General features: G+C 58.7%; 22 protein-coding genes and 4 tRNA genes. 6 read left to right on the plus strand and 20 right to left on the minus strand.

Annotated elements, in window-relative coordinates; all coding sequences use genetic code 11:
- Nucleotides 1-193 precede the first annotated feature (193 nt).
- The 4 genes from GYN01_RS03870 to GYN01_RS03885 form a co-directional block, all read right to left on the minus strand.
- Nucleotides 194-270, minus strand: a tRNA-Asp gene (locus GYN01_RS03870).
- Nucleotides 271-289: 19 nt separating this feature from the next.
- Nucleotides 290-365: transfer RNA gene (locus GYN01_RS03875), tRNA-Val, on the minus strand.
- 219 nt (nt 366-584) lie between these two features.
- Nucleotides 585-661: transfer RNA gene (locus GYN01_RS03880), tRNA-Asp, on the minus strand.
- A gap of 19 nt (nt 662-680) precedes the next feature.
- Nucleotides 681-756: transfer RNA gene (locus GYN01_RS03885), tRNA-Val, on the minus strand.
- Between the two features lie 160 nt (nt 757-916).
- On the opposite strand from GYN01_RS03885, the gene rdgC reads away from it, so the two are divergent.
- Together rdgC and sugE are read left to right on the plus strand one after the other, a co-directional pair.
- Nucleotides 917-1,840, plus strand: a complete 924-nt coding sequence (gene rdgC / locus GYN01_RS03890) for a recombination-associated protein RdgC (RefSeq protein WP_048362887.1) — start codon at nt 917-919, stop codon at nt 1,838-1,840.
- 207 nt (nt 1,841-2,047) lie between these two features.
- Nucleotides 2,048-2,362 (plus strand): quaternary ammonium compound efflux SMR transporter SugE, encoded by a 315-nt coding sequence (sugE, locus tag GYN01_RS03895; RefSeq protein WP_048362886.1) that lies wholly within the window; start codon nt 2,048-2,050, stop codon nt 2,360-2,362.
- A 77-nt stretch (nt 2,363-2,439) separates the two neighbouring features.
- Here the strand turns inward: sugE and GYN01_RS03900 are convergent, their stop codons facing one another.
- Complete coding sequence (locus GYN01_RS03900; RefSeq protein WP_048400938.1) at nt 2,440-4,314, minus strand: MFS transporter; 1,875 nt, start codon at nt 4,312-4,314, stop codon at nt 2,440-2,442.
- Nucleotides 4,315-4,447: 133 nt separating this feature from the next.
- Nucleotides 4,448-5,599, minus strand: a complete 1,152-nt coding sequence (locus tag GYN01_RS03905) for a TDT family transporter (protein WP_048362884.1) — start codon at nt 5,597-5,599, stop codon at nt 4,448-4,450.
- Nucleotides 5,600-5,837: 238 nt separating this feature from the next.
- Here GYN01_RS03905 and GYN01_RS03910 point away from each other — a divergent pair, with 238 nt between their 5' ends.
- Complete coding sequence (locus GYN01_RS03910; RefSeq protein ID WP_048362883.1) at nt 5,838-9,308, plus strand: hybrid sensor histidine kinase/response regulator; 3,471 nt, start codon at nt 5,838-5,840, stop codon at nt 9,306-9,308.
- Between the two features lie 126 nt (nt 9,309-9,434).
- Here the strand turns inward: GYN01_RS03910 and GYN01_RS03915 are convergent, their stop codons facing one another.
- The gene (locus GYN01_RS03915; RefSeq protein WP_165599911.1) at nt 9,435-10,799 is read right to left on the minus strand and encodes a DNA recombination protein RmuC; all 1,365 of its coding nucleotides are present in this window, start codon (nt 10,797-10,799) and stop codon (nt 9,435-9,437) included.
- Between the two features lie 172 nt (nt 10,800-10,971).
- Complete coding sequence (locus GYN01_RS03920) at nt 10,972-11,295, minus strand: SEL1-like repeat protein (protein WP_048362881.1); 324 nt, start codon at nt 11,293-11,295, stop codon at nt 10,972-10,974.
- Nucleotides 11,296-12,308: 1,013 nt separating this feature from the next.
- Between GYN01_RS03920 and GYN01_RS03925 the strand changes: the two genes are divergently transcribed.
- From GYN01_RS03925 to GYN01_RS03935, 3 genes are all read left to right on the plus strand, one after another.
- Complete coding sequence (locus GYN01_RS03925) at nt 12,309-12,533, plus strand: hypothetical protein (protein WP_019407963.1); 225 nt, start codon at nt 12,309-12,311, stop codon at nt 12,531-12,533.
- A 270-nt stretch (nt 12,534-12,803) separates the two neighbouring features.
- A complete protein-coding gene (locus tag GYN01_RS03930) occupies nt 12,804-13,283 on the plus strand; it encodes a hypothetical protein (RefSeq protein ID WP_203306608.1) in 480 nt (159 codons plus the stop codon).
- 148 nt (nt 13,284-13,431) lie between these two features.
- Entirely contained in the window at nt 13,432-14,712 is a 1,281-nt protein-coding gene (locus GYN01_RS03935; RefSeq protein ID WP_048362879.1) for an OmpP1/FadL family transporter, read from the plus strand.
- 85 nt (nt 14,713-14,797) lie between these two features.
- Here GYN01_RS03935 and GYN01_RS03940 read toward each other — a convergent pair whose 3' ends face one another.
- The 12 genes from GYN01_RS03940 to GYN01_RS03995 all read right to left on the minus strand — a co-directional run bounded on the left by GYN01_RS03940 (nt 14,798) and on the right by GYN01_RS03995 (nt 25,491).
- The gene (locus GYN01_RS03940; RefSeq protein WP_203306609.1) at nt 14,798-15,349 is read right to left on the minus strand and encodes a glutathione peroxidase; all 552 of its coding nucleotides are present in this window, start codon (nt 15,347-15,349) and stop codon (nt 14,798-14,800) included.
- A 175-nt stretch (nt 15,350-15,524) separates the two neighbouring features.
- Nucleotides 15,525-16,733 (minus strand): MFS transporter, encoded by a 1,209-nt coding sequence (locus tag GYN01_RS03945; protein WP_048362877.1) that lies wholly within the window; start codon nt 16,731-16,733, stop codon nt 15,525-15,527.
- Between the two features lie 54 nt (nt 16,734-16,787).
- Nucleotides 16,788-17,201: a MarR family winged helix-turn-helix transcriptional regulator gene (locus GYN01_RS03950; RefSeq protein WP_048362876.1), complete on the minus strand. Its 414-nt coding sequence runs from the start codon at nt 17,199-17,201 to the stop codon at nt 16,788-16,790.
- Nucleotides 17,202-17,260: 59 nt separating this feature from the next.
- Entirely contained in the window at nt 17,261-17,992 is a 732-nt protein-coding gene (locus GYN01_RS03955) for an adenosylcobinamide-GDP ribazoletransferase (protein ID WP_203306610.1), read from the minus strand.
- On the minus strand, nt 17,992-18,570 hold the full coding sequence (gene cobC, locus GYN01_RS03960) for an alpha-ribazole phosphatase family protein (protein ID WP_048400949.1): 579 nt from the start codon (nt 18,568-18,570) through the stop codon (nt 17,992-17,994). Before cobC ends, GYN01_RS03955 begins: the two co-directional genes overlap by 1 nt.
- Entirely contained in the window at nt 18,567-19,622 is a 1,056-nt protein-coding gene (gene cobT / locus GYN01_RS03965) for a nicotinate-nucleotide--dimethylbenzimidazole phosphoribosyltransferase (RefSeq protein ID WP_203306611.1), read from the minus strand. The genes cobC and cobT overlap by 4 nt, the downstream gene beginning before the upstream one ends.
- Nucleotides 19,619-20,140 (minus strand): bifunctional adenosylcobinamide kinase/adenosylcobinamide-phosphate guanylyltransferase, encoded by a 522-nt coding sequence (cobU, locus tag GYN01_RS03970; RefSeq protein ID WP_203306612.1) that lies wholly within the window; start codon nt 20,138-20,140, stop codon nt 19,619-19,621. The genes cobT and cobU overlap by 4 nt, the downstream gene beginning before the upstream one ends.
- 49 nt (nt 20,141-20,189) lie before the next feature.
- Nucleotides 20,190-21,644, minus strand: coding sequence for a cobyric acid synthase (locus GYN01_RS03975; protein ID WP_203306613.1), 1,455 nt, complete (start codon nt 21,642-21,644; stop codon nt 20,190-20,192).
- A complete protein-coding gene (cobD, locus tag GYN01_RS03980) occupies nt 21,641-22,633 on the minus strand; it encodes a threonine-phosphate decarboxylase CobD (RefSeq protein ID WP_048362870.1) in 993 nt (330 codons plus the stop codon). Before cobD ends, GYN01_RS03975 begins: the two co-directional genes overlap by 4 nt.
- Nucleotides 22,626-23,534 carry an adenosylcobinamide-phosphate synthase CbiB gene (gene cbiB / locus GYN01_RS03985; protein ID WP_203306614.1) on the minus strand — a complete coding sequence of 303 codons (909 nt, stop codon included), beginning with the start codon at nt 23,532-23,534 and terminating at the stop codon, nt 22,626-22,628. The genes cobD and cbiB overlap by 8 nt, the downstream gene beginning before the upstream one ends.
- Nucleotides 23,531-24,181 (minus strand): 5,6-dimethylbenzimidazole synthase, encoded by a 651-nt coding sequence (bluB, locus tag GYN01_RS03990; RefSeq protein WP_048400958.1) that lies wholly within the window; start codon nt 24,179-24,181, stop codon nt 23,531-23,533. The genes cbiB and bluB overlap by 4 nt, the downstream gene beginning before the upstream one ends.
- Nucleotides 24,178-25,491, minus strand: a complete 1,314-nt coding sequence (locus GYN01_RS03995; RefSeq protein WP_203306615.1) for a cobyrinic acid a,c-diamide synthase CobB — start codon at nt 25,489-25,491, stop codon at nt 24,178-24,180. Before GYN01_RS03995 ends, bluB begins: the two co-directional genes overlap by 4 nt.
- Nucleotides 25,492-25,497 lie beyond the last annotated feature (6 nt).

Here is a 25,497-nt window from a genome sequence, read left to right on the forward strand (position 1 = left end):
GCTGCTTGCGATGAAGCAGCCTGCGTGAACGTGTGTGGCAGCAACCTGCCCAATCCCGTTTTTACGAGCGCTTCGCCCTCGCACACTGCCTGCGGGAGCGGTTACGCACCACAAAATAGACGCGCACAAAAAAGCCTGCACAAGGCAGGCTTTTTGTTGATCACAAGCGTTCAAGGGGCTTGTGTTCAGAATATGGCGCAGCGGACGGGACTCGAACCCGCGACCCCCGGCGTGACAGGCCGGTATTCTAACCGACTGAACTACCGCTGCGCGTAACACTGAAAGCGAATGGTGGGTGATGACGGGATCGAACCGCCGACCCTCTGCTTGTAAGGCAGATGCTCTCCCAGCTGAGCTAATCACCCTTTCACTTCACTCTCGTTGCGGGGCGCATTCTCTCACACATTTCGTGTAAGTGGTTGTTTTTATTAAGATTTTTTCAAAACCTCTTAAAAACTCCCATTTCCTGCGACCTGCATCTTTGAATCAACAGCGAACTGCTGACTCGAAGCCTTTCAAGAAAAAGCCCGCATTCAGCGGGCTTCCCCTGACCACAAGCGTTCAAGGGGCTTGTGGTAAAAATATGGCGCAGCGGACGGGACTCGAACCCGCGACCCCCGGCGTGACAGGCCGGTATTCTAACCGACTGAACTACCGCTGCGCGTAACACTGTGAGCGAATGGTGGGTGATGACGGGATCGAACCGCCGACCCTCTGCTTGTAAGGCAGATGCTCTCCCAGCTGAGCTAATCACCCTTTCACTCTCGGTGTGGCGCGCATTCTACGGAGCGACCTTGAGTCTGGCAAGCACTTTTTAAAATAATTTTCTTATGCGTGACAAAGGCTTAGCGCAGGGTTGGCCTATCAGCTCATGAAGCGAATAATGCCGTCTTTGTATAAAGGAGTGATTCACCCCATGTGGTTCAAAAACCTGCTTATCTATCGCCTGACCCAAGATCTGCCTTTTGATGCGCAGGTGCTGGAAACTGCACTGGCCACCAAACTGGCCCGCGCCTGTTCAAGTCAGGAATTAGCCACCTACGGTTTCGTCGCCCCTTTCGGCAAAGGCGAAGACGCGCCCCTGGTGCATGTCAGCCAGGACTTCCTGCTGATCGCCGCCCGTAAAGAAGAACGCATCCTGCCCGGCAGCGTTGTGCGCGATGCCTTAAAGGAAAAGGTCGAAGAGATCGAAGCCGAGCAAATGCGCAAGGTCTATAAGAAAGAGCGCGACCAGCTCAAGGATGAAATCATTCAGGCCTTCTTGCCGCGCGCCTTTATTCGTCGCTCGGCGACCTTCGCCGCCATTGCGCCTAAACAGGGTTTGATTCTGGTTAACGCCTCCAGCCCAAAGCGCGCCGAAGACTTGCTGTCCACACTGCGCGAAGTCGTCGGTTCGCTGCCTGTTCGCCCGCTGGCCGTCAAAGTCGCGCCAAGTGCCACCATGACGGAATGGGTCAAAACCCAAAAAGCGGCTGATAACTTCTTCGTACTCGACGAATGCGAGCTGCGTGACACCCATGAAGACGGCGGCATCATCCGTTGCAAGCGTCAGGACCTGACCAGCGACGAAATCCAGCTGCACCTGAGTACTGGCAAAGTCGTCACTCAACTGTCACTGGCTTGGCAGGACAAACTGTCGTTCGTGCTGGACGACAAACTGGTGGTCAAGCGCCTGAAGTTCGAAGACCTGCTGCAAGACGAGGCCGAGCAGAACGGCGGTGATGACGATCTGGGCCAACAAGATGCCAGCTTCACCCTGATGATGCTGACCTTCGGCGAATTCTTGCCACAGTTGTTCGAAGCGCTGGGTGGCGAAGAAGTGCCTCAAGGTATCGAATAACCCTTAGCCCCCGCGTCTATAAAGAAGGCACGGCTGGCCTGCGATGCAATGTCGCCCGCCAGCAGCCTTCTTTAATAGAAGGCGCACATGAAAATCAGAGTTGCCTGTCAGAACAATCATGGGCAATATACTGCGCACTGCGAGGACGACCTCGCGACTCATCGAGTGACTTTCTGGGGACGACCCCATCAATTGATGGAGGCAACCATGGCCTGGATTATTCTGTTTTTCGCCGGTCTATTTGAAGTTGGCTGGGCCGTAGGCCTGAAATACACCGACGGCTTCAGCCGCCCTCTCCCCACTGCACTGACGATTGCCGCGATGGCGGTCAGCTTGGGCCTGTTGGGTTTGGCCATGAAAGAGCTGCCGTTGGGCACCGCTTACGCCATCTGGACCGGTGTAGGTGCGGTGGGCACGGTGATCGCCGGCATCATTTTGTTTGGCGAATCGATGGCGCTGTTCCGCCTGGCCAGCGTTGCGCTGATCATTGCCGGGTTGATCGGTTTGAAAGTGAGCGCATAAGCGCTCACTCATCCTTGTAGTCGCTGCCGCAGGCTGCGAAGGGGTATTCACATCCCCTTCGCAGCCTGCGTCAGTCACTACAGGTTCTGACCTCGCAACTGCATCACCCGCTCACGCAACCATTTTTGCGTGGCCTCAGACGGTGCGACCGGCTCACCTGCCACCAACGTCACCCGCGACCACAACCTGCGTAAAAAGCCTTTGTTCGGATCGCGACTGAAGAAACTGCCCCACAACCCCTGCAAGGCCATTGGAATCACCGGCACCGGTGTTTGCTCCAGTATTCGCGTGACCCCTGCCTTGAATTCATTGATCTGGCCATCCGTGGTGAGCTTGCCTTCCGGGAAGATGCACACCAATTCGCCGTCCTTCAAATACTCCGCAATTTTTTTGAAAGCGCGCTCATAAATGGCTTCATCCTCACCGCGCCCAGCAATCGGAATCGTCCCGGCCGTGCGGAAGATAAAGTTGAGCACCGGCAAATTGTAGATTTTGTAATACATCACAAAGCGAATGGGTCGACGCACCGCACCGCCTATCAACAACGCATCCACAAACGATACGTGATTGCATACCAGCAACGCCGCCCCCTCATCCGGGATTGCGTCCAGGTTTTTGTGCTGCACGCGGTACATGGAGTGGCTCAGGAGCCAGATCATGAAGCGCATGCTGAACTCGGGCACGATTTTGAAGATGTACGTGTTAACCGCGATGTTCAACAGCGACACCACCAAAAACAACTCCGGGATGGTCAGCTTGGCCACGCTCAGCAGCAAAATCGTAACGATGGCCGAGACCACCATAAACAGCGCATTCAAAATATTGTTGGCCGCGATCACCCGCGCCCGCTCGTTTTCAGCCGTGCGCGACTGAATCAGCGCATAGAGCGGGACGATGTAGAACCCGCCAAACACGCCCAGCCCCAGAATGTCGAACAGCACCCACCACGCCTGACTGAAACCCAATACGTCCAGCCAGTCGCTGGCCTGAATGTTGTGCGGCATGTGCCCGGAGTGCCACCACAGCAACAGGCCGAACACGGTCAGGCCGAACGAGCCAAAGGGCACCAGACCGATCTCGACTTTACGACCCGACAGCTTCTCGCACAGCATCGAGCCTAAAGCGATCCCCACCGAGAACACCGTAAGAATCAGCGTAACCACGGTTTCATCACCGTACAGCCACTCTTTGGCGTAAGCCGGAATTTGCGTCAGGTAAATGGCCCCGACAAACCAGAACCACGAATTGCCCACCACAGAGCGCGACACCGCTGGCGTCTGATTCAGGCCCATTTTCAAGGTGGCCCAGGACTCGCTGAAAATGTTCCAGTTCAGGCGCAAATCGGGCGTATCAGCAGGCGCCCCCGGAATGGCGCGACTGGCCAGATAGCCCAGGACGGCCACCGACACAATCACCACCGACACCACCACTGCGTAATGGCTGGAAGACAACATGATCCCGGCACCAATGGTGCCCGCCAAAATGGACAAGAACGTGCCCATCTCGACCAAACCATTGCCACCCACCAGCTCATCGTCGTGCAGGGTTTGAGGCAGGATTGAATACTTGACCGGGCCAAACAGCGCCGAATGAGTGCCCATCGCGAACAGCGCAATCAGCATCAGGGCCAAGTGATCGAACGCAAAGCCAATGGCACCGACCAACATGATCGCGATTTCGCCGAGTTTGATCAGGCGGATCAGACGATCTTTGGCGTACTTTTCGCCAAATTGCCCCGCCAGGGCCGAGAACAAAAAGAACGGCACGATGAACAACAACGCGCACAGGTTGACCCAGATCCCGCGGTCACCCTCGATCGCGAGCTTATAAAGGATGGCCAGAATCAGCGATTGTTTGAACAGGTTGTCATTGAGAGCGCCCAGCGATTGGGTCACGAAGAAGGGCAGGAAGCGTCGCTTCCTTAGCAAACTGAACTGCGAGGGGTGACTCATCTTCCATGTACTCACGTTGCGCCAGAGGCTTTCTCATTGGAGTGCTGTTTTAACACTCAAGGCACAACGTTACTCAGGTTCTGTACGCAACACGCCAGACTCGGCGCTTTCATACAGAACCTGAGGCAACGTCTTACTTCTTCAAGCCTGCAATGCAGGGCGACACAAACAACTCGCCACGATACGCCCCGATCACAGTGCGTTTACCCACGATCAGCCACATCAGCACCAGCAATGCCACCAGCACACAGCCCGCGACATCAAAGAAGGTGAGGTGCAGCACCTTACCCAGACGCAGGGTCGCCAGCGAGTACACGCCCAGCGGAAACGTGAACCCCCACCAGCCCAGGTTGAATGGAATGCCTGCGCGGTAGTAACGATGGGTGATCAGCACGGCCATGACGATCCACCACAAGCCGAAGCCCCACAGTGCAATGCCCGCGATCAAGCCCAGGCCTTCGGCCACCTCGCCTGTGCCGGTAAAACCATTGGCCGCGAAAATGGCGGGAGCATCCGCCCCCAGCAACAGTAAACCCAGCGCCCCGGTACCAATCGGGCCCAAGGCCAGCCAGCTCGATGCCGCCATGCTTTCGTGGGGCAACTTATGCAGCGCCATGCGCAGCATCAAAATGGTCAGGATGCTGAAAGCCACCGGCACCGAGAACGCCCACAGCACATAGCTGGTAATCAGCACATGAAACTGCGCCACCGTATCGCTCAAGTGCGGCGCCAGCTGCCCGCCACTGGCGGCCGCCACTTCAGCCGCCACCACGGGTAACAGCCAGACCGCAGTCATTTGGTCGATGCTGTGCTCCTGACGGGTGAACATCATGTAGGGGATCATCACCCCGAATGCCAGCGACATGGCCACATCGAGCCACCACAACACCTCAGCAACCTGCACCATGCCACTGCCCCACCGGGCGACACCAAATAGCAGAAAGCCATTAATGATGGTCGCCAGTCCCATAGGGATCGTGCCGAAAAACATCGACACGGTGGAGTGACCGAAAATGCGCCGTGCTTCATCGAAATACAGCACCCAACGGGCGCCGTAGAGCACGCTGAATAAAATGAACAAGCCTATATTGAACAGCCACAGCCCTTCGGCGACGGCGTACATACCCGGGATCTGCACGGGCAATGAAGCCAGTGCCAACGCCAACACACCGGTGCCCATCGTCGCGGCAAACCAGTTCGGGGTGAACTGACGAATGACTTCGCGCGGGTGCTGCAATGCGCTCAAGGGCCGAAAAGTGGCTTTGGGGGTGTTAGGGCATGTCATGGGTTCCTCCTGTTCCTCGTATGAGGTGATGCAAGAGTAGAACTGAATCGAATATCTATATAACGGGTAATATCTCTAACTGTTATCGACTTAACAGATAAGTACAATCCAAAAGGCTTTCAAGCCCTGCGGCGCTTGGCCGCGCTGCGACCATCGTCGACACTGACGCCGCCCAAACATCATGCGAGACTAGCCCGCCGCAGACGGATAGCTGCGGCCTTTACCTCCAGGAGTCACCATGTCGTTGTCCAGCGGGCTGATCGCCGCCGTTGCCCTGGCCTATATGGCCATCATGTTCGCCATTGCCTTTTATGGTGACCGGCGCAGCAAACCGCTGCCGCCGCGGGTTCGCGCGTGGGTCTATAGCCTGTCGCTGGCGGTGTACTGCACCAGCTGGACGTTCTTTGGCGCCGTCGGTCAGGCCGCCGAACAACTCTGGTCATTTTTGCCCATCTACCTGGGACCGGTGCTGCTGCTGGTGTGTGCGCCGTGGGTGTTGCAAAAAATGGTGATGATCAGCAAGCAGGAGAACATCACCTCCATTGCTGACTTTATTGCCGCGCGCTACGGCAAATCCCAGTCGCTGGCCATTGTGGTCGCACTGATTTGCCTGGTGGGCGTGCTGCCCTACATCGCCCTGCAACTCAAAGGCATCGTGCTCGGCGTAAACCTGCTGATCGGTGCCGGGGCTGACGCGACCGGTACGCGCGCGCAAGACACCGCGCTGATTGTGTCGCTGGTACTGGCGCTGTTTACCATCGTCTTTGGCACCCGAAACCTCGACTCGACCGAGCACCACCGGGGCATGGTACTGGCCATTGCCTTTGAGTCACTGGTCAAACTGTTCGCGTTTCTGGCGGTGGGGGCGTTTGTTACCTTCGGCCTGTACGACGGTTTTGACGACCTGTTCAATCAGGCCATGCTCGCCCCGCGCCTTGAGGAATACTGGAAAGAGACCGTCAACTGGCCGTCGATGGTGGTGCAAACCGGCGTGGCCATGATGGCGATCATCTGTTTACCGCGCCAGTTCCATGTGACGGTGGTCGAAAACATTGAGCCGCAAGACTTGCGCTTGGCCAAATGGGTGTTTCCGGCGTACTTGATCCTGGCAGCCCTCTTTGTGGTGCCCATCGCGCTGGCTGGCCAAATGCTGCTACCCAGCTCCGTGCTGCCCGACTCGTTTGTGATCAGCTTGCCGCTGGCGCAAGCGCACCCGGCGCTGGCCGTGCTGGCGTTTATCGGCGGCGCATCGGCCGCCACCGGCATGGTGATTGTGGCCAGCGTGGCGCTGTCGACCATGGTGTCCAACGACATGCTGCTGCCGTGGTTGTTGCGCCACAAAAACGCCGAGCGCCCGTTTGAGGTTTTCCGCCATTGGATGCTGTCGGTGCGCCGCGTCTCGATTGTGGTGATTTTGCTGCTGGCGTATGTCAGCTATCGCCTGCTCGGCTCAACCGCCAGCCTTGCGACCATCGGGCAAATTTCCTTCGCGGCTGTTACCCAACTCGCGCCCGCGATGATCGGCGCCCTGTACTGGAAGCAGGCCAACCGCCGTGGCGTGTTCGCGGGCTTGGCCACCGGGACCTTTATCTGGTTTTACACGCTGGTACTGCCATTGATTGCACACAGCCTTGGCTGGCACTTAAGCCACTTCCCGGGCCTGGCCTGGCTGCACGGCAACCCGCTGAGCCTGCCAATCACACCACTGACCCAAGGCGTGGTGCTGTCGCTGGCGGGCAACTTCACCGTGTTTGCCTGGGTGTCGGTGCTGTCGCGCACACGGGTGTCCGAGCATTGGCAGGCGGGACGTTTCATCGGTCAGGAAATCAGCAGCCATCCGAGCGGGCGCTCGATGCTTTCGGTGCAAATCAATGATTTGCTAACCCTCGCCGCACGCTTTGTCGGTGAAGAGCGCGCTCGCCAGAGCTTTATTCGCTTCGCTTACCGCCAAGGCAAAGGCTTTAACCCCAACCAACACGCTGATGGCGAATGGATCGCACACACCGAGCGATTACTGGCGGGCGTGCTGGGTGCGTCATCCACGCGCGCAGTGGTCAAAGCGGCCATTGAAGGTCGCGAAATGCAGCTCGAAGACGTGGTACGTATCGCGGACGAAGCCTCAGAAGTGTTGCAGTTCAACCGCGCCCTGCTGCAAGGCGCCATTGAGAACATCACCCAGGGCATCAGCGTGGTCGACCAATCCCTGCGCCTGGTCGCCTGGAACCGCCGCTATCTGGAGCTGTTCAACTATCCAGAGGGCCTGATCAGCGTGGGTCGGCCGATTGCCGACATCATCCGTCACAATGCCGAGCGCGGGCTGTGCGGCCCCGGCGAGGCGGAAGTGCATGTGGCCCGCCGCCTGCACTGGATGCGTCAGGGCCGCGCGCACACCTCTGAACGCCTGTTCCCCAATGGCCGTGTGATTGAACTGATTGGCAACCCGATGCCGGGCGGCGGATTCGTCATGAGTTTCACCGACATTACCGCCTTCCGCGAAGCCGAACAGGCGTTGACCGAAGCCAACGAAGGGCTTGAGCAACGGGTCGACGAACGTACCCGTGAGCTATCGGAGCTGAACCAGGCGTTAACTGAAGCCAAAGGAATTGCCGAAACAGCCAACCAGTCGAAAACCCGTTTTCTGGCCGCCGTCAGCCACGACCTGATGCAGCCGATGAATGCGGCACGGCTGTTTTCAGCCGCCCTCTCCCATCAAGAAGAAGGCTTAAGCCCGGAAGCGCAAAAACTGGTCCAGCATCTCGACAGTTCCCTGCGTTCGGCCGAAGACCTGATCAGCGATTTGCTGGACATTTCACGCCTGGAAAACGGCAAGTTCACGCCCGATATCAAGCCGTTTGCTCTGAACGACCTGTTTGACACCCTGGGCAATGAGTTCAAAGCGCATGCGCAGGAACAAGGGCTGAGCTTCCGCATGCGTGGCAGTCGTTTGCGGGTCAGCAGTGACATCAAATTACTGCGGCGCATTTTGCAAAACTTCCTGACCAATGCCTTGCGCTACGCCAAGGGGCCGGTGCTGCTGGGCGTACGCCGCCGTGGCAGTGAACTGTGCCTTGAAGTGTGGGATCGCGGGCCGGGCATCCCGCACGACAAATTGCAGGTCATTTTCGAAGAGTTCAAACGGCTGGACAGCCATCAGACGCGCGCTGAAAAAGGTCTGGGGCTGGGGCTGGCGATTGCCGATGGCTTGTGCCGCGTGCTGGGCCATCGTCTGCAAGTGCGCTCATGGCCCGGCAAAGGCAGCGTATTCAGTGTCAGCGTACCCTTGGCGCAGAGCCAGACCGCGCCGCAGCCGGTGGTGGCCGAACAAAACGGCCAGCCGGTCACAGGCGCACAAGTGCTGTGCATCGACAACGAAGACAGCATCCTTATCGGCATGCAAAGTTTGCTGACGCGCTGGGGCTGTCGCGTGTGGACGGCACGCAATCGCGAAGAATGCGCCGCCCTGCTCAATGAGGGCGTACGGCCGCAGTTAGTGCTGGTTGACTACCACCTGGATGACGGAGAAGTCGGCACCGAACTGATGCGCTGGTTACGCGCCGAACTGGGCGAGCCAGTGCCGGGCGTGGTAATCAGTGCTGACGGTCGCCCGGAAATGATTGCGCAAGTGCATGCCGCGGGCCTTGAGTACCTGGCAAAACCGGTCAAACCTGCCGTGCTGCGGGCACTGGTGAGTCGGCACGTACCGCTTTAAGACGGCGTTCAGTAAGGCCCGTAGCCGCTGACGAGCCGCACGCGGCGGCGGGCGGGCGTTCAACACGGCGCCCCAGAAACAACCACTCACTGCCCAACCGGACGTCGGCTACGGCGTTATCTCTCATTATTCTGCCGGGTGCGCCACACCATCGACATCGGTCATGGCGCGCTCCAGCAGGTCGGCCGGCAAACTTTTACTGGCCCGCGCACCTAACAATTTGAGCTGTTCGCTGCGACTCACCAGGTTGCCACGCCCATCGGTCAACTTGTTACGCGCGGCGGCGTAGGCCTTGTCCAGTTGCTGCAAGCGGTTGCCGACCTCATCCAGATCCTGAATAAACAGCACGAACTTGTCGTACAACCAACCCGCCCGCTCTGCAATCTCCCGCGCATTCTGGCTTTGTCGCTCCTGCTTCCACAGGCTGTCGATCACCCGCAGTGTCGCCAGCAACGTGGTAGGGCTGACGATCACGATATTGCGATCAAACGCCTCTTGAAACAGGTTCGGCTCAGCCTGCAAAGCGGCGGAAAACGCCGCTTCTATCGGGACGAACAACAACACAAAGTCCAGGCTGTGCAGCCCTTCGAGGCGCTTGTAGTCTTTACCGGCCAGCCCTTTGACGTGGTTACGCAGCGAGAGCACATGCTGCTTGAGCGCTGACTGCCCAATCACCTCATCATCGGCGCCTACAAACTGCTGGTACGCCGTGAGGCTGACCTTGGAATCGACCACCACCTGCTTGTTACCCGGCAGCATGATCAGCACGTCCGGCTGAAAGCGTTCGCCATCCGGGCCCTTGAGGCTGACTTGCGTCTGGTATTCGCGGCCCTTCTCCAGCCCCGCGTGCTCCAGCACGCGTTCCAGAATCAGTTCACCCCAGTTGCCCTGGGTTTTCTGGCCTTTGAGTGCCCGGGTAAGGTTGGTGGCTTCATCGCTCAATCGCAGGTTCAGTTGCTGAAGGCGCTCCAGCTCCTTGCCCAGCGAGAAGCGTTCGCGCGCTTCTTGCTGATAACTCTCCTCAACGCGCTTTTCAAACGACTGAATGCGCTCTTTGAGGGGGTCAAGCAGTTGCCCCAGGCGCTCGTTACTGGTCTCGGCAAAGCGCTGCTCGCGCTCATCGAAAATCTTGCTGGCCAGCTCCGCGAACTGCGCGCGCAACTCATCACGCGAGCCTTGCAGATCACTGAGACGCTGTTGATGGCTTTCTTGCTGCTCACGCAACTCGGCCGCCTGCGCAGCCACTTGGGCATCAAGCCTGCGCAGTTCGACTTCCTTTTGCGCCCGCTCAAGGTTCCAGGCATGGGCGGCATCCCGTGCGTTGTCACGTTCAAGCTGCAACAGCTCAACTTCACGGCGCAGTGCGGCCAGCTCGGCCTGTTTGGCGGCATTGGCCTGACCGAGATCACTGATCTCGTCTCGACTGGCATCCAGTTGCGCGTTGAGGCCCTCTTGGGCCAGTTGCGCCATGCTCAGCCGCTCATCCAGCAGCGTGCGTTCAGCGTTTAACGCGCTGGCTCGACGTTGCAACTGCCAGATAAACGCCAACAACGGCACGCCTGCCACTGCCAAGCCCAGCAAAAGGCTGTTCAAGTCCAGGGCCATGACCCCTCCACACGAGGTAAAAGAGCAAGGTTAACCAAGCTGGCGAGTCGAAGACAGCTCAGTCTTCGATCTTGTTGAGTTCTTGCTGAGCGCTCTGGTCACCTGCCCGCGCGGCATGCCGGAGTAGCGCCTGCCCAATGCGCTGATCGCGGGCACTGCCGCAATCGCGGCACATCAATTGGCCGAGACGGCTTTGCGCCAGCACCACGCCTTGACGTGCAGGTTGTTTGAGTAGATGACCGGCCACATGCTTGACGCTGGGGTTCGCACCCAGCCGCGGGTTATCCAATAGCCAGATAGCCACGCGCAGAGAAAACCGTTTTGGCGCTTCAGCTGGAGAGCCAGCCGGAGTAACAGAGGCAGAGTTTGAACGAAACTTCATAGAACACTGTGGGGCAGAACAGAAGGCGCGCCACTCTACTCCTTTTTTCGTTTGGGTAAAGTCGAAAAAAGTCTACACCCGCGATCTAGAGCAAGCGCTTGGGACAATCCACAGATCCTGTGGATAAGTCAGTGGACAACCCTCTTTTAACTCCCGCAAACCCCCACCCTACGGGGCCTAAGGTCAAACTGACGATTTTTTCACCAATTAAAAAAAACGATGTTTTTCATTGACTTAAATTTGCATAACAGGCTAAGCGAAGGCTTGCTCGCGGTTGTGTGGCTAACTGACGCAGCGCACTGCAAATGTGCACAAGTTCACATTGAGAAGCAGGATATGGCCTTATAACCACTGAATTCTGTAGGACTGCATCGCCAGCGGGCACAGCCTTCTCATCAGGATGTAAGGACCTAAAAGGCCATCCACAACACTGGAATATTGTCAGAAACCGACTAGCGGCACCCCACTCTGATACATAACGCTGACTGAGGAGCCGTGCGAGGCTGTGATCGGACGCTGATTTGGAGTGACTACAAAAAGTATTTTTACTAGCACACTTGCGTTTAAATTTTCAAGCCGTTAGTATCCGCAGCGTTAGTACCAAGCTGAAAGTCAATTCGGGTTGAACAAATCCCCTCATGGCCACCTTCCCTAAAGAGAAGACGAGCCAAGGCACATGGGATCGACCCCCTCGATGGTTTCCAGGTAAATCTTGCGACGATACAGCCTTTGAACAAACACAAAGGGTATCGCGAAGTTCTTTTACTCTGACCGAACCAACCTGCAAATTGATCAGGATCTTCACCCCGAGCACGGAACCTTAGCTCTTGTTGTGATTGCCTGCCCTCCTAAGTACCTACCTGCCAGCCCAAGCGCTACAACTTAAATGCGCTCCAACTGGCGGCTTTGTTCCAGTCAGGTTCTTCGTCCCGCCAAAGATGGCCCGACGTCACTGGAACGTTTTAACGTTGCGCGGATCATATCCGTGTCATTTGTAGGAACACCTAATAACTATGTCTACTCAAATCCATACTCAGGATGCCATTCGCACCCTAACCAACGCCTTCGCTCCAATGAACTGCCTGATTATGGCCGCTCGCAAAGGCTGCTTCAGCTTCACGCTGGTCAACGAACACGGTATCGCACGTCACAGCGAACGCCTGTACCCCGATCAATACTCCAGCGCAGAACCCCTGCAAGCTGTGATCGAACGTACTCGTCAGGCACTCATCGCCTGATCACGCAGTAAGCGTCTATACAACAAGCCCTGCCTCAATAGCAGGGCTTTTTGTTGCCTGCTATTTACGAAATATCCAGCATGATTTAATTACTTGCGGGTATATAGCCGACACATCGAAGCTGCAAATGTTTTAAAAACAGTCCTTTACAGCAAAGATATGACACTACACTTCAACTCAAGCGGCCTGTGCCGTTTACGGCGAACCCTCCCGACTCATTGCTGCCAAGCCCTTGGGTGTCGCCGACCATTTTCAGGTGTCGAGGACGCTATGGGTATCGCTGCCAAGGAATTGAACCAGTATGTGATTCGGCCAACACTTCTCTACTTGGGTCTTAACAACCCAAATGCAGAAGCTTTGTTGCTGGGTATTGCTGCCAGCCAGTCACATTTGGGGTCAGCCCTGCACGACCGACGCGGCCACGGCCTTTACTGTATTCGCGAACTTCGCCATGCCGCGTTATGGGATGACTACCTGGCCCACGATCCGGATTTGGCGAGTCAGGTTCGCGGCCTCGCCAGCCAACACGCTTTTTTATGCAGCCCGCATTTAGAACTGACCGTGAATTTACGCTACGCCACCGCCATTGCCTGGCTGTTGATTGAAGAGCAAAAAGCCATCATCCCGGAACGTGAGGATGTGTTGGGTATGGCCAGAATTTGGCGCCAAGCCTTTGAACCACAAGGACGTTTACGTGACTTCATCGATGCCTGGCGCATCTGCGTAACACCTCTCAACCACGTGGCTTGAGATTTTCAACCGCTACATCCAATCAGAAAAAGACCTAAAACCGGTAGGATTGTCCTACAAAAACACGCTATCTCCTTCGATTTGGCCTATAGCGCTTAAACAAAAATGTTGGTAGCTTTCCATCCGGTGATCAAAAGGAGTTCTAATAATGAAAAAAGTAATGCTCAAGACCACACTTAGCCTCGCCGTCACTTTGGCTTCCAGCCAGATTTTCGCAAGTGGCTTCGCCCTCAACGAACAAAGCGTCAGCGGTATGGGGACCGGTTTCGCAGGTCGTTCGTCTTCCGCTGATGATGCAAGCACCGTGTTTGGTAACCCTGCCGGTATGTCCCGTCTGCAAGGTCAGCAAGTGACCGGCGGTATCGCTGTAATTGATGCCTCCACTGACATCAAAGATGAGCGCAGTAACCTCAAAGGCCGCAACAAAGGTGACATGGTGCCGTTCACCGGCGTACCTATGGGCTTTTACACCAACCGTCTTAACGATCAGTGGGCCGTCGGTTTTGGCTTGTATGCCCCGTTTGGTTTGGCAACCGAGTACAAAAGTGACTTCCCGGGCCGTGCATTCGGCAGCACCAGTGATGTCGCTGTTGTGACGTTCCAACCGACCATCAGCTACGCGTTCAACGACAAAGTTTCGATAGGTTTCGGCCCGACATTCAACCGAATTTCCGGCAAATTAGAGTCCGATCTGCCACTGGCTCGCGGACTGCCCGAAACCCACGTCAAGATCAAAGGTGACGACACTGCCTTTGGTTTCAATGCCGGTGTTTTGGTGCAAGCGACAGACACCACCCGCGTTGGCCTGACCTACCACTCCAAAGTCAGCTATAAGCTCAAGGGCCACACTGACATCGAAGCAGGTCCAGGCACTCCGGCTCAAATTCTGAAAAGCAATCGTTATGACGCTTCCCTGTCGATCGACACCCCAGAGTCCTGGGATCTGTCTGTCACACAAGACCTGTCTGATGCCTGGAAAGTGTATGCCGGTTCTACCTGGACTCGCTGGAGCCGCCTGAAAGACATTACCGTCAAGAACGAAGGCGTGACCGTAGCCAACGCCGGGTTTGGCGGTGCGGCTGCATTCAGCACCATCAAAGAAGAACAAAACTGGCACGACACCTGGGCTTACGCTATCGGTACGTCGTATCAGTTGAACAAGCAGTGGGTATTGCGTACCGGCCTAACCTGGGATCAGTCGCCTACCAACAACACTAACCGCTCGCCACGTATTCCTACCGGCGACCGGACAATCTTCAGCTTGGGTGCTGGTTATGCCGTCACCGACGACCTGACCATCGACGCGGCTTACTCTTACCTCAAAGAAGAGTCAGTCAAAGTCAATGACACCAAAGGCATCAACAGCTACAGCGCCAAATATGAAAACAGCGCTAACGGCTTTGCAGTAGGCGCAACTTACAAGTTCTAATTCGCAACGAGCCTCAACCCCTCGCCTGCTGAAATAAAAAATCCCCGCCTCGGTCACGAGAGCGGGGATTTTTAATGGCGCCGACTCAAGGTTTTGAAGCAATGGCTTGTTCAATCGCCTCGATCAGTTCCGGGCTGTCCGGTTTGGTCAGGCTGGAAAAGTTGGCAATCACATTGCCCTGACGGTCCACCACGTACTTGTAGAAATTCCACTTCGGTGCGCTGCTTTGCTCAGCCAGCACTTTGAACAAATGCGCCGCATCAGCACCCCGTACTTTTTGTGGCTCAGTCATGGTGAACGTCACGCCGTAATTGACGTAGCACACCTTGGCGGTCTCTTCGCCATCTTTGGCTTCTTGCTTGAAGTCATCCGACGGCACACCGATCACTTCCAAACCTTGATCCTTGAACCGCTGACTCAGTGCCTCAAGCCCTTTGAATTGAGGGGCAAAACCGCAAAAACTTGCGGTGTTTACGATCAACAAGGGCTTGCCCACGAATCGCTGACACAAGTCGATTGATTCTTTGGCGCGCAACTTGGGCAATGAGCCATCAAGCAGCGGCGGGCAATCGGCCGCCCAGACAGAACCTACGCACGCTAACAGCAGCACGGGCATCGCAATCCAGCGTTTGAGCATCATCGCTATCCTTGAATGAAAGAATCGGTTCTGAATTTACGCGCACAGGTTGCCACCTAGCAAACCCCCATGCCCAGTTGCATGAGTGCCAGCCCACCCTGATGCCAACCCCACCACACCCCTGCAAGCAACGCGAACCCAATAGTTACGCCGCTCAGCCATAGCCAGGTTGAACTCATGCCATTCCCTCCTGCGCTTGCAAGCGCGCCACCGGTCGTTCGCGTACCGGCACGTTAAGCGCTGCCGCCAACAGGCTCAGGCCAATCGAAACCTGCCAGATAAGGTCATAACTGCCGGTTTGATCATAGACCACGCCTCCCAGCCAGCCACCGAGGAAGGCCCCGAGCTGGTGAAACAGGAACACGATCCCGCCCAGCATCGACAAGTTACGCACGCCAAACATCGTCGCCACCGTGCCGTTGGTCAGCGGTACTGTCGACAGCCATAGAAAGCCCATGACCATGCCAAACAGATAAGCACTGAACTGGGTAACCGGCGCCCACAAGAACAGCACGATCACCACTGAGCGGGCCAGATACAACCCGGTCAACAAGCGCGGCTTGGACATACGCCCGCCTAGCCAGCCAGCCGTGTAAGTGCCAAAAATGTTGAACAGGCCGATCAGCGCCAGCACCGTAGTGCCCACGGTGGCCGGTAAATGCTGGTCCACCAGATAGGCTGGCAGATGAATACCGATAAACACCACCTGAAAACCACACACAAAAAAACCAAACGCCAGCAACCAAAAACCCGAGTGGCTGCACGCTTCGTGCAAGGCTTCTTTAAGCGTTTGCTCGCCGCCCAATTTGGGCATAGGGCGATCCTTGAGCATGCTCACCAGCGGCACAATCAGCGCCACCAACAGGCCCAGCACCAAGAGCGCCGCCGACCAGCCCAGCCAGCCAATCAGCCCCAGCGTACCGGGCAGCATGGCGAACTGACCGAACGAACCTGCCGCACTGGCGATCCCCATGCCCATGCTGCGATTTTGCGGGGGCAAGGCGCGACCAACCACGCCCAAAATGACTGAAAAGGAGGTGCCAGACAGGCCAATGCCGATCAATAGACCGGCGCTCAGCGACAACGACAGCGGCGAATCCGATAACCCCATCAGCAATAAACCGACGGCGTACAGCACCCCGCCGACAATCACCACTTTGGCGGCCCCAAAGCGGTCTGCCAAGGCTCCGGTAAACGGCTGAGCCAAGCCCCATATCAAGTTTTGCAGGGCGATGGCGAATGCAAACACTTCACGCCCCCAACCGAACTGCGCACTCATGGGCGGCAGAAATAGCCCGAAACCGTGCCTGACACCTAAAGACAGTGCCAAAATCAAAGCACTGCCCAGCAACACCCAACCACTGTTACGCCACACCGTTGTCATTATTGTTCTCCGGGAGCAGGTATATCTTTCGATTTAAGCCCAAGCGACTGACCTTCAACCAGGGTCGGCCAATTCATCCAATAGCGCCAACAACTGCGCACGTCGCTCTTCACCCAAGCGATCCATCAAACGCTGCTGTGCGGCTTCCCACGCAGGCAGGGCAGCAGCCAGACGCTCATTTCCTGTCTCGGTCAGGCACACCAGACGATTACGTTGGTCTGCGCCCCCGGACAGCTTCACCAGCCCAACGCCCTCAAGCACACGCAAATTACGGCCCAAGGTGCTGCGGTCCAGCCCCATAGCCTCTGCCAGGCTGGAAATACTCGGTTGCTCAAGACGCTTGAGATTGCTCAGCAGTGAATACTGCGCAACGTTAATTCCGAAGCCTTCAAGGGCGCCGTCGTAATGTTTGCTGGCGCCACGGGCGGCGCGCCGCAGGTTGGTGCATAAACACTGGGTCGGTAACATTCTGTATGCATATACCCGCAATAAAAGAGAATCACGTTGGAAGATCAACGCACCTGTGCCTATGCGAGTGCCAGACCTACCAGCATTAGCACTTCCAGCAATTCCAGCATGGCGCCCGCCGTATCGCCGGTGGTGCCGCCCAACCGGCGCATCATCACCTGGCGCAACCACGCAAACCCGAGCACTGCCAACCCCAGCGCCCACACACCGCTCACGCCCGCCAGCAACACACAGGCCAGCGCGCTGAACCCCAGCACCCACCAACCCGCTTGGCGCGGCAAGTGGTCGGCCAACGCCTGCCCCAATCCACCGGCGCGCACATAAGGCGTGGTCAAGAATACGCCGAGTAACGCACTGCGCCCTATCAGCGGCACCATCAACAATGCCGCAAACTGTTGCTGCTCAATCAACGCCAGCAGCGCGCAAAATTTCAGCAGCAGTACCAGCACCAACACCACCACGGCTATCGGCCCGCTGCGCGGGTCTTTCATGATGGTCAGGGTGCGCTCGCGGTCACCAAACCCGCCCAGCCAGGCGTCGGCACTGTCGGCCAGACCGTCCAGGTGCAACCCGCCACTGAGCAGCACCCACACCGTCAGCAGCAAGGCGGCATGGAGCATGGTCGGAGCACCTGCCAGCACAGCGTCCACCCCCCACAGCACGGCACCGAACAGCACACCCACTAATGGATAAAACAGCAACGAACGCCCAAGTTCCTGAGGCTGCGGCATGCCCGGCAACCGCACCGGTAAACTGCTCAGAAACTGCACAGCAATCCAGAAGGGCAGCATCAGTCCATCACCTCATGCAACTGACCATCCGCCATCACTTGCAGGCCAAACAAAGCCCCATGCGCGACTGCAACGTTTAGTAACTGCTCGCGTGGCAAGCCTCGGGCCTGTGCAAGTAGACGCTTGATCACGCCACCGTGGCAGACCACCAACACCCGCTCACCCGCACAGCTGCGCTGCAAACGCAGCACTGCCGCCAACACCCGCTCGGCGAACTCAACCACCGGTTCACCATCAGGCGGGGTAAAGCGGTAGGGGTCGGCCCAAAACAGGCCCAGCGCCTGCTCATCGGTTTGCATCAGCGCCGCAGCGCTCTGCCCTTCCCACGCACCGAAATGCAGCTCTTGCAGGTCCTTTTCCAGACTCAACGGCAGGTTGAGTGAGGCCGCCAATTCTTCAGCAAACAAACGGCAGCGTTGCAAAGGTGAGCTGACAATACGATCCCACGGCCCCTGACCGATCACTGCCTCACGCATTTGCGACCAGCCCAGTTCGGTCAGCGCATCATCCAGGCTGCCGCGCAAGCCCCCGCCCAGCTCGGTTTCGCCATGACGCAGCAGGTCCAGGCGCACGGTCATGCCGGACGATCCGCCACGGCCGCCTCAGCAAACGTCGCCATCTGCGCGTGCAGGTCGCAGGCCAGGCGCAGCAACGGCACCGCCAACGCAGCGCCGCTGCCCTCGCCCAAGCGCAAGCCCAAGTCGAGCAAAGGCTCAGCTTCAAGGCTTTCAAGCACATGACGATGCCCTTGCTCGGCGCCGCGATGGCTGAATATCAACCACTGGCGGCACTCAGGGTTCAAACGCACAGCCACCATCGCGGCAACGGTGCAGATAAAACCATCCACCAGCGCAACGACACCCGCTTGCGCGCACGCCACGTAGGCGCCCGCCAAGGCGGCAATTTCGAAGCCGCCCAGACGAAACAAGGCTTGCAACGGGTCGTCGAGCAGCCCGGCATGAAACGCCAGCGCCCGCTCGATGACCCGCGCTTTATGGCTCACACCGGCTGCATCCAGCCCGGTGCCCGGCCCGGTTAATAAAGAGGCCGGGCATTGCAGCAGCGCGCTGGCCACGGCACTGGCGGACGCCGTGTTGCCGATGCCCATTTCGCCACCGATAAACAATTGGCAGCCCTGCTCCCGTGCCCGCAAAACGCTGTCGCGCCCCGCCTGCAACGCCTTCAACCCTTGCGCGTCAGTCATCGCCGGACCGTTCGCAAAGTTCGCCGTGCCCGCGCCCAATTGCACATGGCGCACGCCTGCCAGATTAAGCATCGGCGAAACCGTGCCCAGGTCCACCACATCCAGTTGCGCGCCCAATTGCCGTGCCAGCACACTGATCGCCGCGCCGCCGTTGACAAAGTTATGCAGCATTTGCCCGGTCACAGCTTGCGGATACGCCGAAACACCTTCGGCCACCACGCCGTGATCGCCCGCAAAAATGGCAATCCACAGGTGATCGACACGCGGCTTGAGCTGGCCTTGCAGCCCGGCCAATTGAATCGCCACCGCTTCCAGTTGACCCAGCGAACCGGCAGGTTTGGTCAGTTGCTGTTGACGCTCGGCTGCCGCCTGTTGCACATCAAGGTCAACTGATTTGCAGGGCAGCAGCCACCACGGCGTGTTCATAAAGCAGTTCCTTTCAAGGTAAGGGGCAAGCCTGCAACGGTCAGCACAACGCGCTGGCAACGCTCGGCCAACGCTTGATGCAGCCAGCCGGCTTCATCGACAAAGCGACGGGTCAGCTCGCCCAGCGGGACAACGCCCATGCCGGTCTCGTTGCTGACAAACAGGATTTCACCCGGTAGCTCGCCCAGGCATTGCAGCAATGCATCGCGCTCATCAGTCAGGCGCTGCGGGTTTTCGAGCATCAGCAGATTGGTCAGCCACAGCGTCAGGCAGTCGACCAGCAAGCAGGTATCGACGCGCGCGTTTTCACGCAGCACACGGGCCAGTTCGATAGGTTCTTCAATCAATGCCCAATGGGGCGGACGGCGTTCACGGTGGTGGCGCACGCGCTCGTTCATCTCGCCGTCCAGCGGTTGGCTGGTAGCAATGTAGGTCACCGCACAGCCCGAGTCGGCCGCAAGCTTCTCGGCCAAGCGGCTTTTACCCGAGCGGGCACCGCCCAAAATCAGTTGCAACATGTTCGTCCACCTCTAAAAGGCGCAGCAATCTGCGCCTGTCATCACGCGGTTATGCAAACCCGCAGAGTTCGCGCAGGCAGGTGGTGTCGAGATGGTTTTCTACCAGGTCGGCCAGCCGTTCAATGTCGCGCTCACGCAGGGCGTGGTAATCCACGGTTTGCACGGTGTGTAATCCGGCCCAGCGCAACAGCGCGCTACAGGCTGGCGGTGACTCGAACATACCGTGCAGGTAGGTGCCCAAAATCTGCCCGTCGGCACTGAGCGCGCCATCGCAGCGCCCGTCCTCCAACTGCACCGCGGGCAGCTCAAGCGCAGGCCCGGTCGTAACGCCCGCATGGATTTCATAACCGCTGACCTCAGCGTTTTCCAGAGTCAGACGCCCGCGCACGTTGCGCAGTTGTTTTTCAGCTTCAAGCCGGGTGCTGAACGCCAACAAACCCAAACCGGCACTCGAACCCGACGGCCCTTCAAGGCCCAGCGGGTCGTGGACGTGCTCGCCGAGCATCTGCAACCCCCCACAAATCCCCAGCACTTTGCCGCCATAGCGCAGGTGACGGCTGATGGCCGTGTCCCAGCCATTGGCGCGCAAGTAGGCCAAATCACTGCACACGCTTTTGGAACCCGGAAGGATGATCAAGTCCGCAGGCGGTATCGGCTGCCCCGGCCCCACAAACTGCAAGTCCACCTGCGGGTGCAGGCGCAGCGGGTCAAAGTCCGTGTGATTGCTGATGCGCGGCAGCACGGGCACCACCACCTTGAGCACGTGCGCGTGTTTCTCGATCTGACGCTGATCAATGCCGTCTTCGGCTTCAAGGTGCAAGTCCATCACGTATGGCAGCACGCCGATCACCGGTTTGCCGGTGCGCTGCTCCAGCCAGTCCAGACCCGGTTGAAGCAGCGCGATATCACCGCGAAAACGGTTGATGACGAACCCTTTGACCCGCGCCTGCTCGCTCTCGGACAGCAGCTCAAGGGTGCCGACCAAATGCGCGAAGACCCCGCCGCGATTGATGTCGGCAATCAGGATCACCGGGCAATCTACGGCTTCGGCAAACCCCATGTTGGCAATGTCACCGGCGCGCAAATTGATCTCGGCGGGCGAGCCGGCACCTTCGACCATGACCACCGGGTAGGCCGCGCTCAGGCGTTGATGCGAGGCCAGCACCGCTTGCATCGCGATGGCTTTGTAATCGTGGTAAGCCACCGCGTTCATGCTGGTCACGGCGCGGCCGTGAATAATCACTTGCGAACCGGTGTCGCTGTTAGGTTTGAGCAGCACCGGGTTCATGTCGGTGTGTGGCGCTAGCCCCGCGGCCTGCGCCTGAACCGCTTGTGCGCGGCCGATCTCGCCCCCCTCGGGGGTCACGGCACTGTTGAGCGCCATGTTCTGCGGCTTGAAGGGCACCACGCCGACGCCCTGACGGGTCACCCAGCGACACAACGCCGTCACCAACGTACTTTTACCGGCGTCAGACGTCGTGCCTTGCACCATCAATGTGCTCATGGGGTTTCCTGGGCATAAGCCTGCAAGGCGTGTTCAAGTTTGAGCCAGTCTGCCTCTTCGCCAGGCAGGCCCAAACGCACGCTGCTGTTGTGGGGGAACAAACGCAACAGAATGCCGCGCCGCGCCATGAAGTCGTACAAGCGTTCGGCATGCGGCGTGATCAGCCACTGGAACAGCGCACAACCGCCCAAAGGCGGCAGGCCGTATTGGCTTAACAGCGCAACCAAACGTTCACTGGCCTGCTCGCTGCGTTCGCGCTGACGCGCATGCGCCTCGTAATCGAGCAGGCACGCTTGCCCCAGCACCCGCGTCGGGCCACTGACAGCCCATGGCCCGACTTGCTCGGCGAGCAATTTGAGTAATTTGAGTTCAGCCAGCACAAAGCCCAGACGCACGCCCGCCAGGCCGAAGAACTTGCCGAATGAACGCAACACGATCAGACCGGCGCGATGGCTCTGCGCTGCCAGACTCAAATCGGGGGTGTTGTCCATGAACGCCTCGTCCACCACCAGCCAGCCGCCACGCGTCACCAACCGCGCATGCCACTCCAGCAAGCGCTCGGGCGACAGGCTCAGGCCGGTGGGATTGTTGGGGTTGACCACCACCAGCACGTCCAGCGTGTCGAGGTAGAAGTCGACTTCTTGCTCCATGACTTCACGCACGACGTGCCCGTTGCGCCGCCAGGCTTCGGCATGCTCGGCATAGCACGGGGACAACACCCCGACTTTGCCCGTACGCCGCAGGCGCGGCAGCAACTGGATGGCACATTGCGAACCCGGCACGGGCAGCGCGTTCGGCGCGCCGTAATAGGCGCACGCGGCGTGCTCAAGCCCGTCGTCGGTTTCAGGCAGACGCGCCCAGGCCCGTTCAGCAATCGCAGGCACCGCAAAAGGCCAGGGCGCCAGACCGCTGGACAAGTCCAGCCAGTCGGTTTCACCAATACCGTATTGCAGCGCTGCCTGACGTAAACGCCCACCGTGCTCAAGCATAGAATTCACTCCACACGCACAAGATCAACAACCACAGCCACACACCGCGCTGTACCAACTGCCAGCCGCGCTCGATGGCGTCGGCATCGGCGGGCGGGCCTTCACCCAACTGCGGGCGTTGGTGCAGCTCACCGTGATAAATCGCCGGGCCTCCCAGCTCCACACCCAGCGCACCGGCACCCGCCGCCATAACCGGGCCAGCATTGGGACTGTCCCACTGCGGCGCCTGTTTGCGCCAGCACTGCAAGGCCAGCCGCGTTTTGCCCAACAGGGCGTACGTTAACGCCACCAGACGTGCCGGGATGTAATTGAGTACATCGTCGATGCGCGCAGCGGCCCAGCCAAAACGCTCAAACCGTTCGTTGCGATAGCCCCACATGGCGTCCAGCGTGTTGCTCAACCGGTAGAGCACCACGCCCGGCGCGCCTGCCACGGCAAACCAGAAGAGGGCGGCAAACACAGCGTCACTGCCGTTTTCGAGCACCGACTCGGTGGCGGCGCGCGCGACGTCGGTGGCGTCCAGTTCACTGGTTTGGCGACTGACCAGATACCCGACGCGGGTGCGTGCGGTCTCCAGGTCATCACTGCGCAACGCCTCGGCCACCGGCTGCATATGCTCGCCCAAGCTGCGCATGCCCAGCGCGCAATACAGCGCCGCGATCTCCACCAACCAGCCGATATAGGGCAGCCACGACAGCGCCGTGGCCAGGATCGTCAGCGGGACGACCGCCAGCACCCAGGCCGTCACCCCATGACTGCGCCAACCCCGCCCGCCGGAGTTAAAACGTTGCTCGATACGCTCAGCCATACGGCCAAACGCAACCAGCGGATGCCAGCGTTTTGGCTCACCCAGTAGCGCATCCAACGCCACACCGGCGACGCACAGTAACGCCACACTCATGGACTCACTCCCCAATAGTTCTCGTACACCAATTCGTTCAGTGGTCGCGCTTGCGCCCACCCTTCCAGCACCAGCATCGGCGCCGGGTAAAACGCCGCAACCGGCCCCAGGCATAACACTGCCAGCGGCTTCGCCCCGGGTGGCAGGCCGAGTAAATCTGCCAGTGCCTGCGGCTCGAACAACGACACCCACCCCATGCCCAACCCTTCAACCCGCGCGGCCAGCCACAGGTTTTGAATGGCACAGGACAACGACGCCATGTCCATTTCCGGCAAGGTGCGACGGCCAAAAATGTGCTTTTCGCGGTCATCCATCAACGCGGCCACCAACACTTCGGCGCAGTCGTTGATGCCTTCGACCTTGAGCGTCATGAATTCATCCGAACGCTCGCCCAGCGCCTCGGCGGTGCGCACGCGCTCTGCTTCGACCAAACGTTGAATCTTGCCGCGTAACGCACGATCTGTAATGCGGATAAACCGCCACGGCTGCATCAAACCCACGCTGGGGGCTTGATGCGCCGCTTCGAGCAGGCGCGCCAACAGCTCGGGCGCTACCGTACCGCCGCTGAAATGACGCATATCGCGGCGTTCGGCGATGGCGCGGTACACCGCTGCGCGTTCTTGGGGACTAAATGCGTTGTCGCTCATGGCACCTTCACGGCACACGGTGCGAACAGCGCAGCCACGGCCTGGGGGTTGGAGGGAAAGTAAAAGTGCACATAAGACGCCGTCATCCGGCCTTCGCGATACACCGCTTCGGCGCCGCGCCCGCCATTGGGGCTAAAGCCACGGGCGATAGGGAGCAGCTCGGTGCGGGTCAGCGAGTGATGGTAGGTGTGACCGCGCAGCAGGCCTTCGGGCATGTCCACCGCTTGCAACGCCAATGCCGCCAGGCGTTTTTGCATGGTGGCTTCGCCTTTCAACAACCCCACCAGCTCAGCCCGCTGGCCTTCAACATCGGTCAACGCATCGAGTAAATACAGCATGCCGCCGCACTCAGCCAGCAGCGGTTTACCGGCGGCGTGGTGAGCACGAATGGCCTCCAGCATCGGGCGATTACGCGACAACTCAAGGTGATGCAACTCGGGATAGCCGCCCGGTAAATACAGGCTGTGCGCCTGCGGCAGGTGCGTGTCGCGAATCGGCGAGAAAAACAGCAATTCAGCCCCCATGTCTCGCAACAAGGCCAGGCTCGCGCCGTAGGTGAAGGCGAACGCTTCATCGCGGGCCACGGCAATGCGCACACCGGCCAACAGCGGTTCGATCGCGACCGGCTGCGGCGCGGCAAACTCAACCGCCGGTGGCAGCGCTACCTCGCAGGTGCTGGCGAGCGCATCGGCGGCAGCATCGAGACGTGCGTCCAGATCGTTCAACTCGCTGGCCTGCACCAGCCCCAAGTGACGACTGGGTAATTCGATACCGGTTTCACGCGACAGTGCGCCGTACCAGCGCAAGCCTTGGGTCAAGCTGCCTTCGAGCAATTGCGCGTGGCGTACCGTGCCGACGCGGTTGGCCAGAACCCCGGCAAATGGCAAATCAGGCTGATACATCGCCAGCCCCAACGCCAACGCACCAAAGGTCTGCGCCATTGCGGTGCCATCAATGACCCCGAGTACGGGCACACCAAAGTGGCGCGCCAGATCAGCGCTGGACGGGGTGCCATCGAACAGGCCCATGACCCCTTCAATCAGAATCAGGTCGGCCTCGCCTGCGGCTTCCCACAACAGGCGTCGGCTTTCGTCCGCGCCCACCATCCATAAATCAACCTGATACACCGGCGCACCGCTGGCGCGCTCCAGAATCATGGGGTCGAGAAAATCCGGGCCACATTTAAATACCCGCACCTTGCGCCCTTGATTGCGATGCAATCGGGCCAAAGCGGCGGTAACGGTGGTCTTGCCCTGACCGGAAGCCGGTGCGGCGATCAACACCGCCGGGCAATGACGCGACTCTCTCATGCTTGA

It is taken from the genome of Pseudomonas weihenstephanensis (assembly GCF_016812185.1).
GTDB classification, from domain to species: domain Bacteria; phylum Pseudomonadota; class Gammaproteobacteria; order Pseudomonadales; family Pseudomonadaceae; genus Aquipseudomonas; species Aquipseudomonas weihenstephanensis.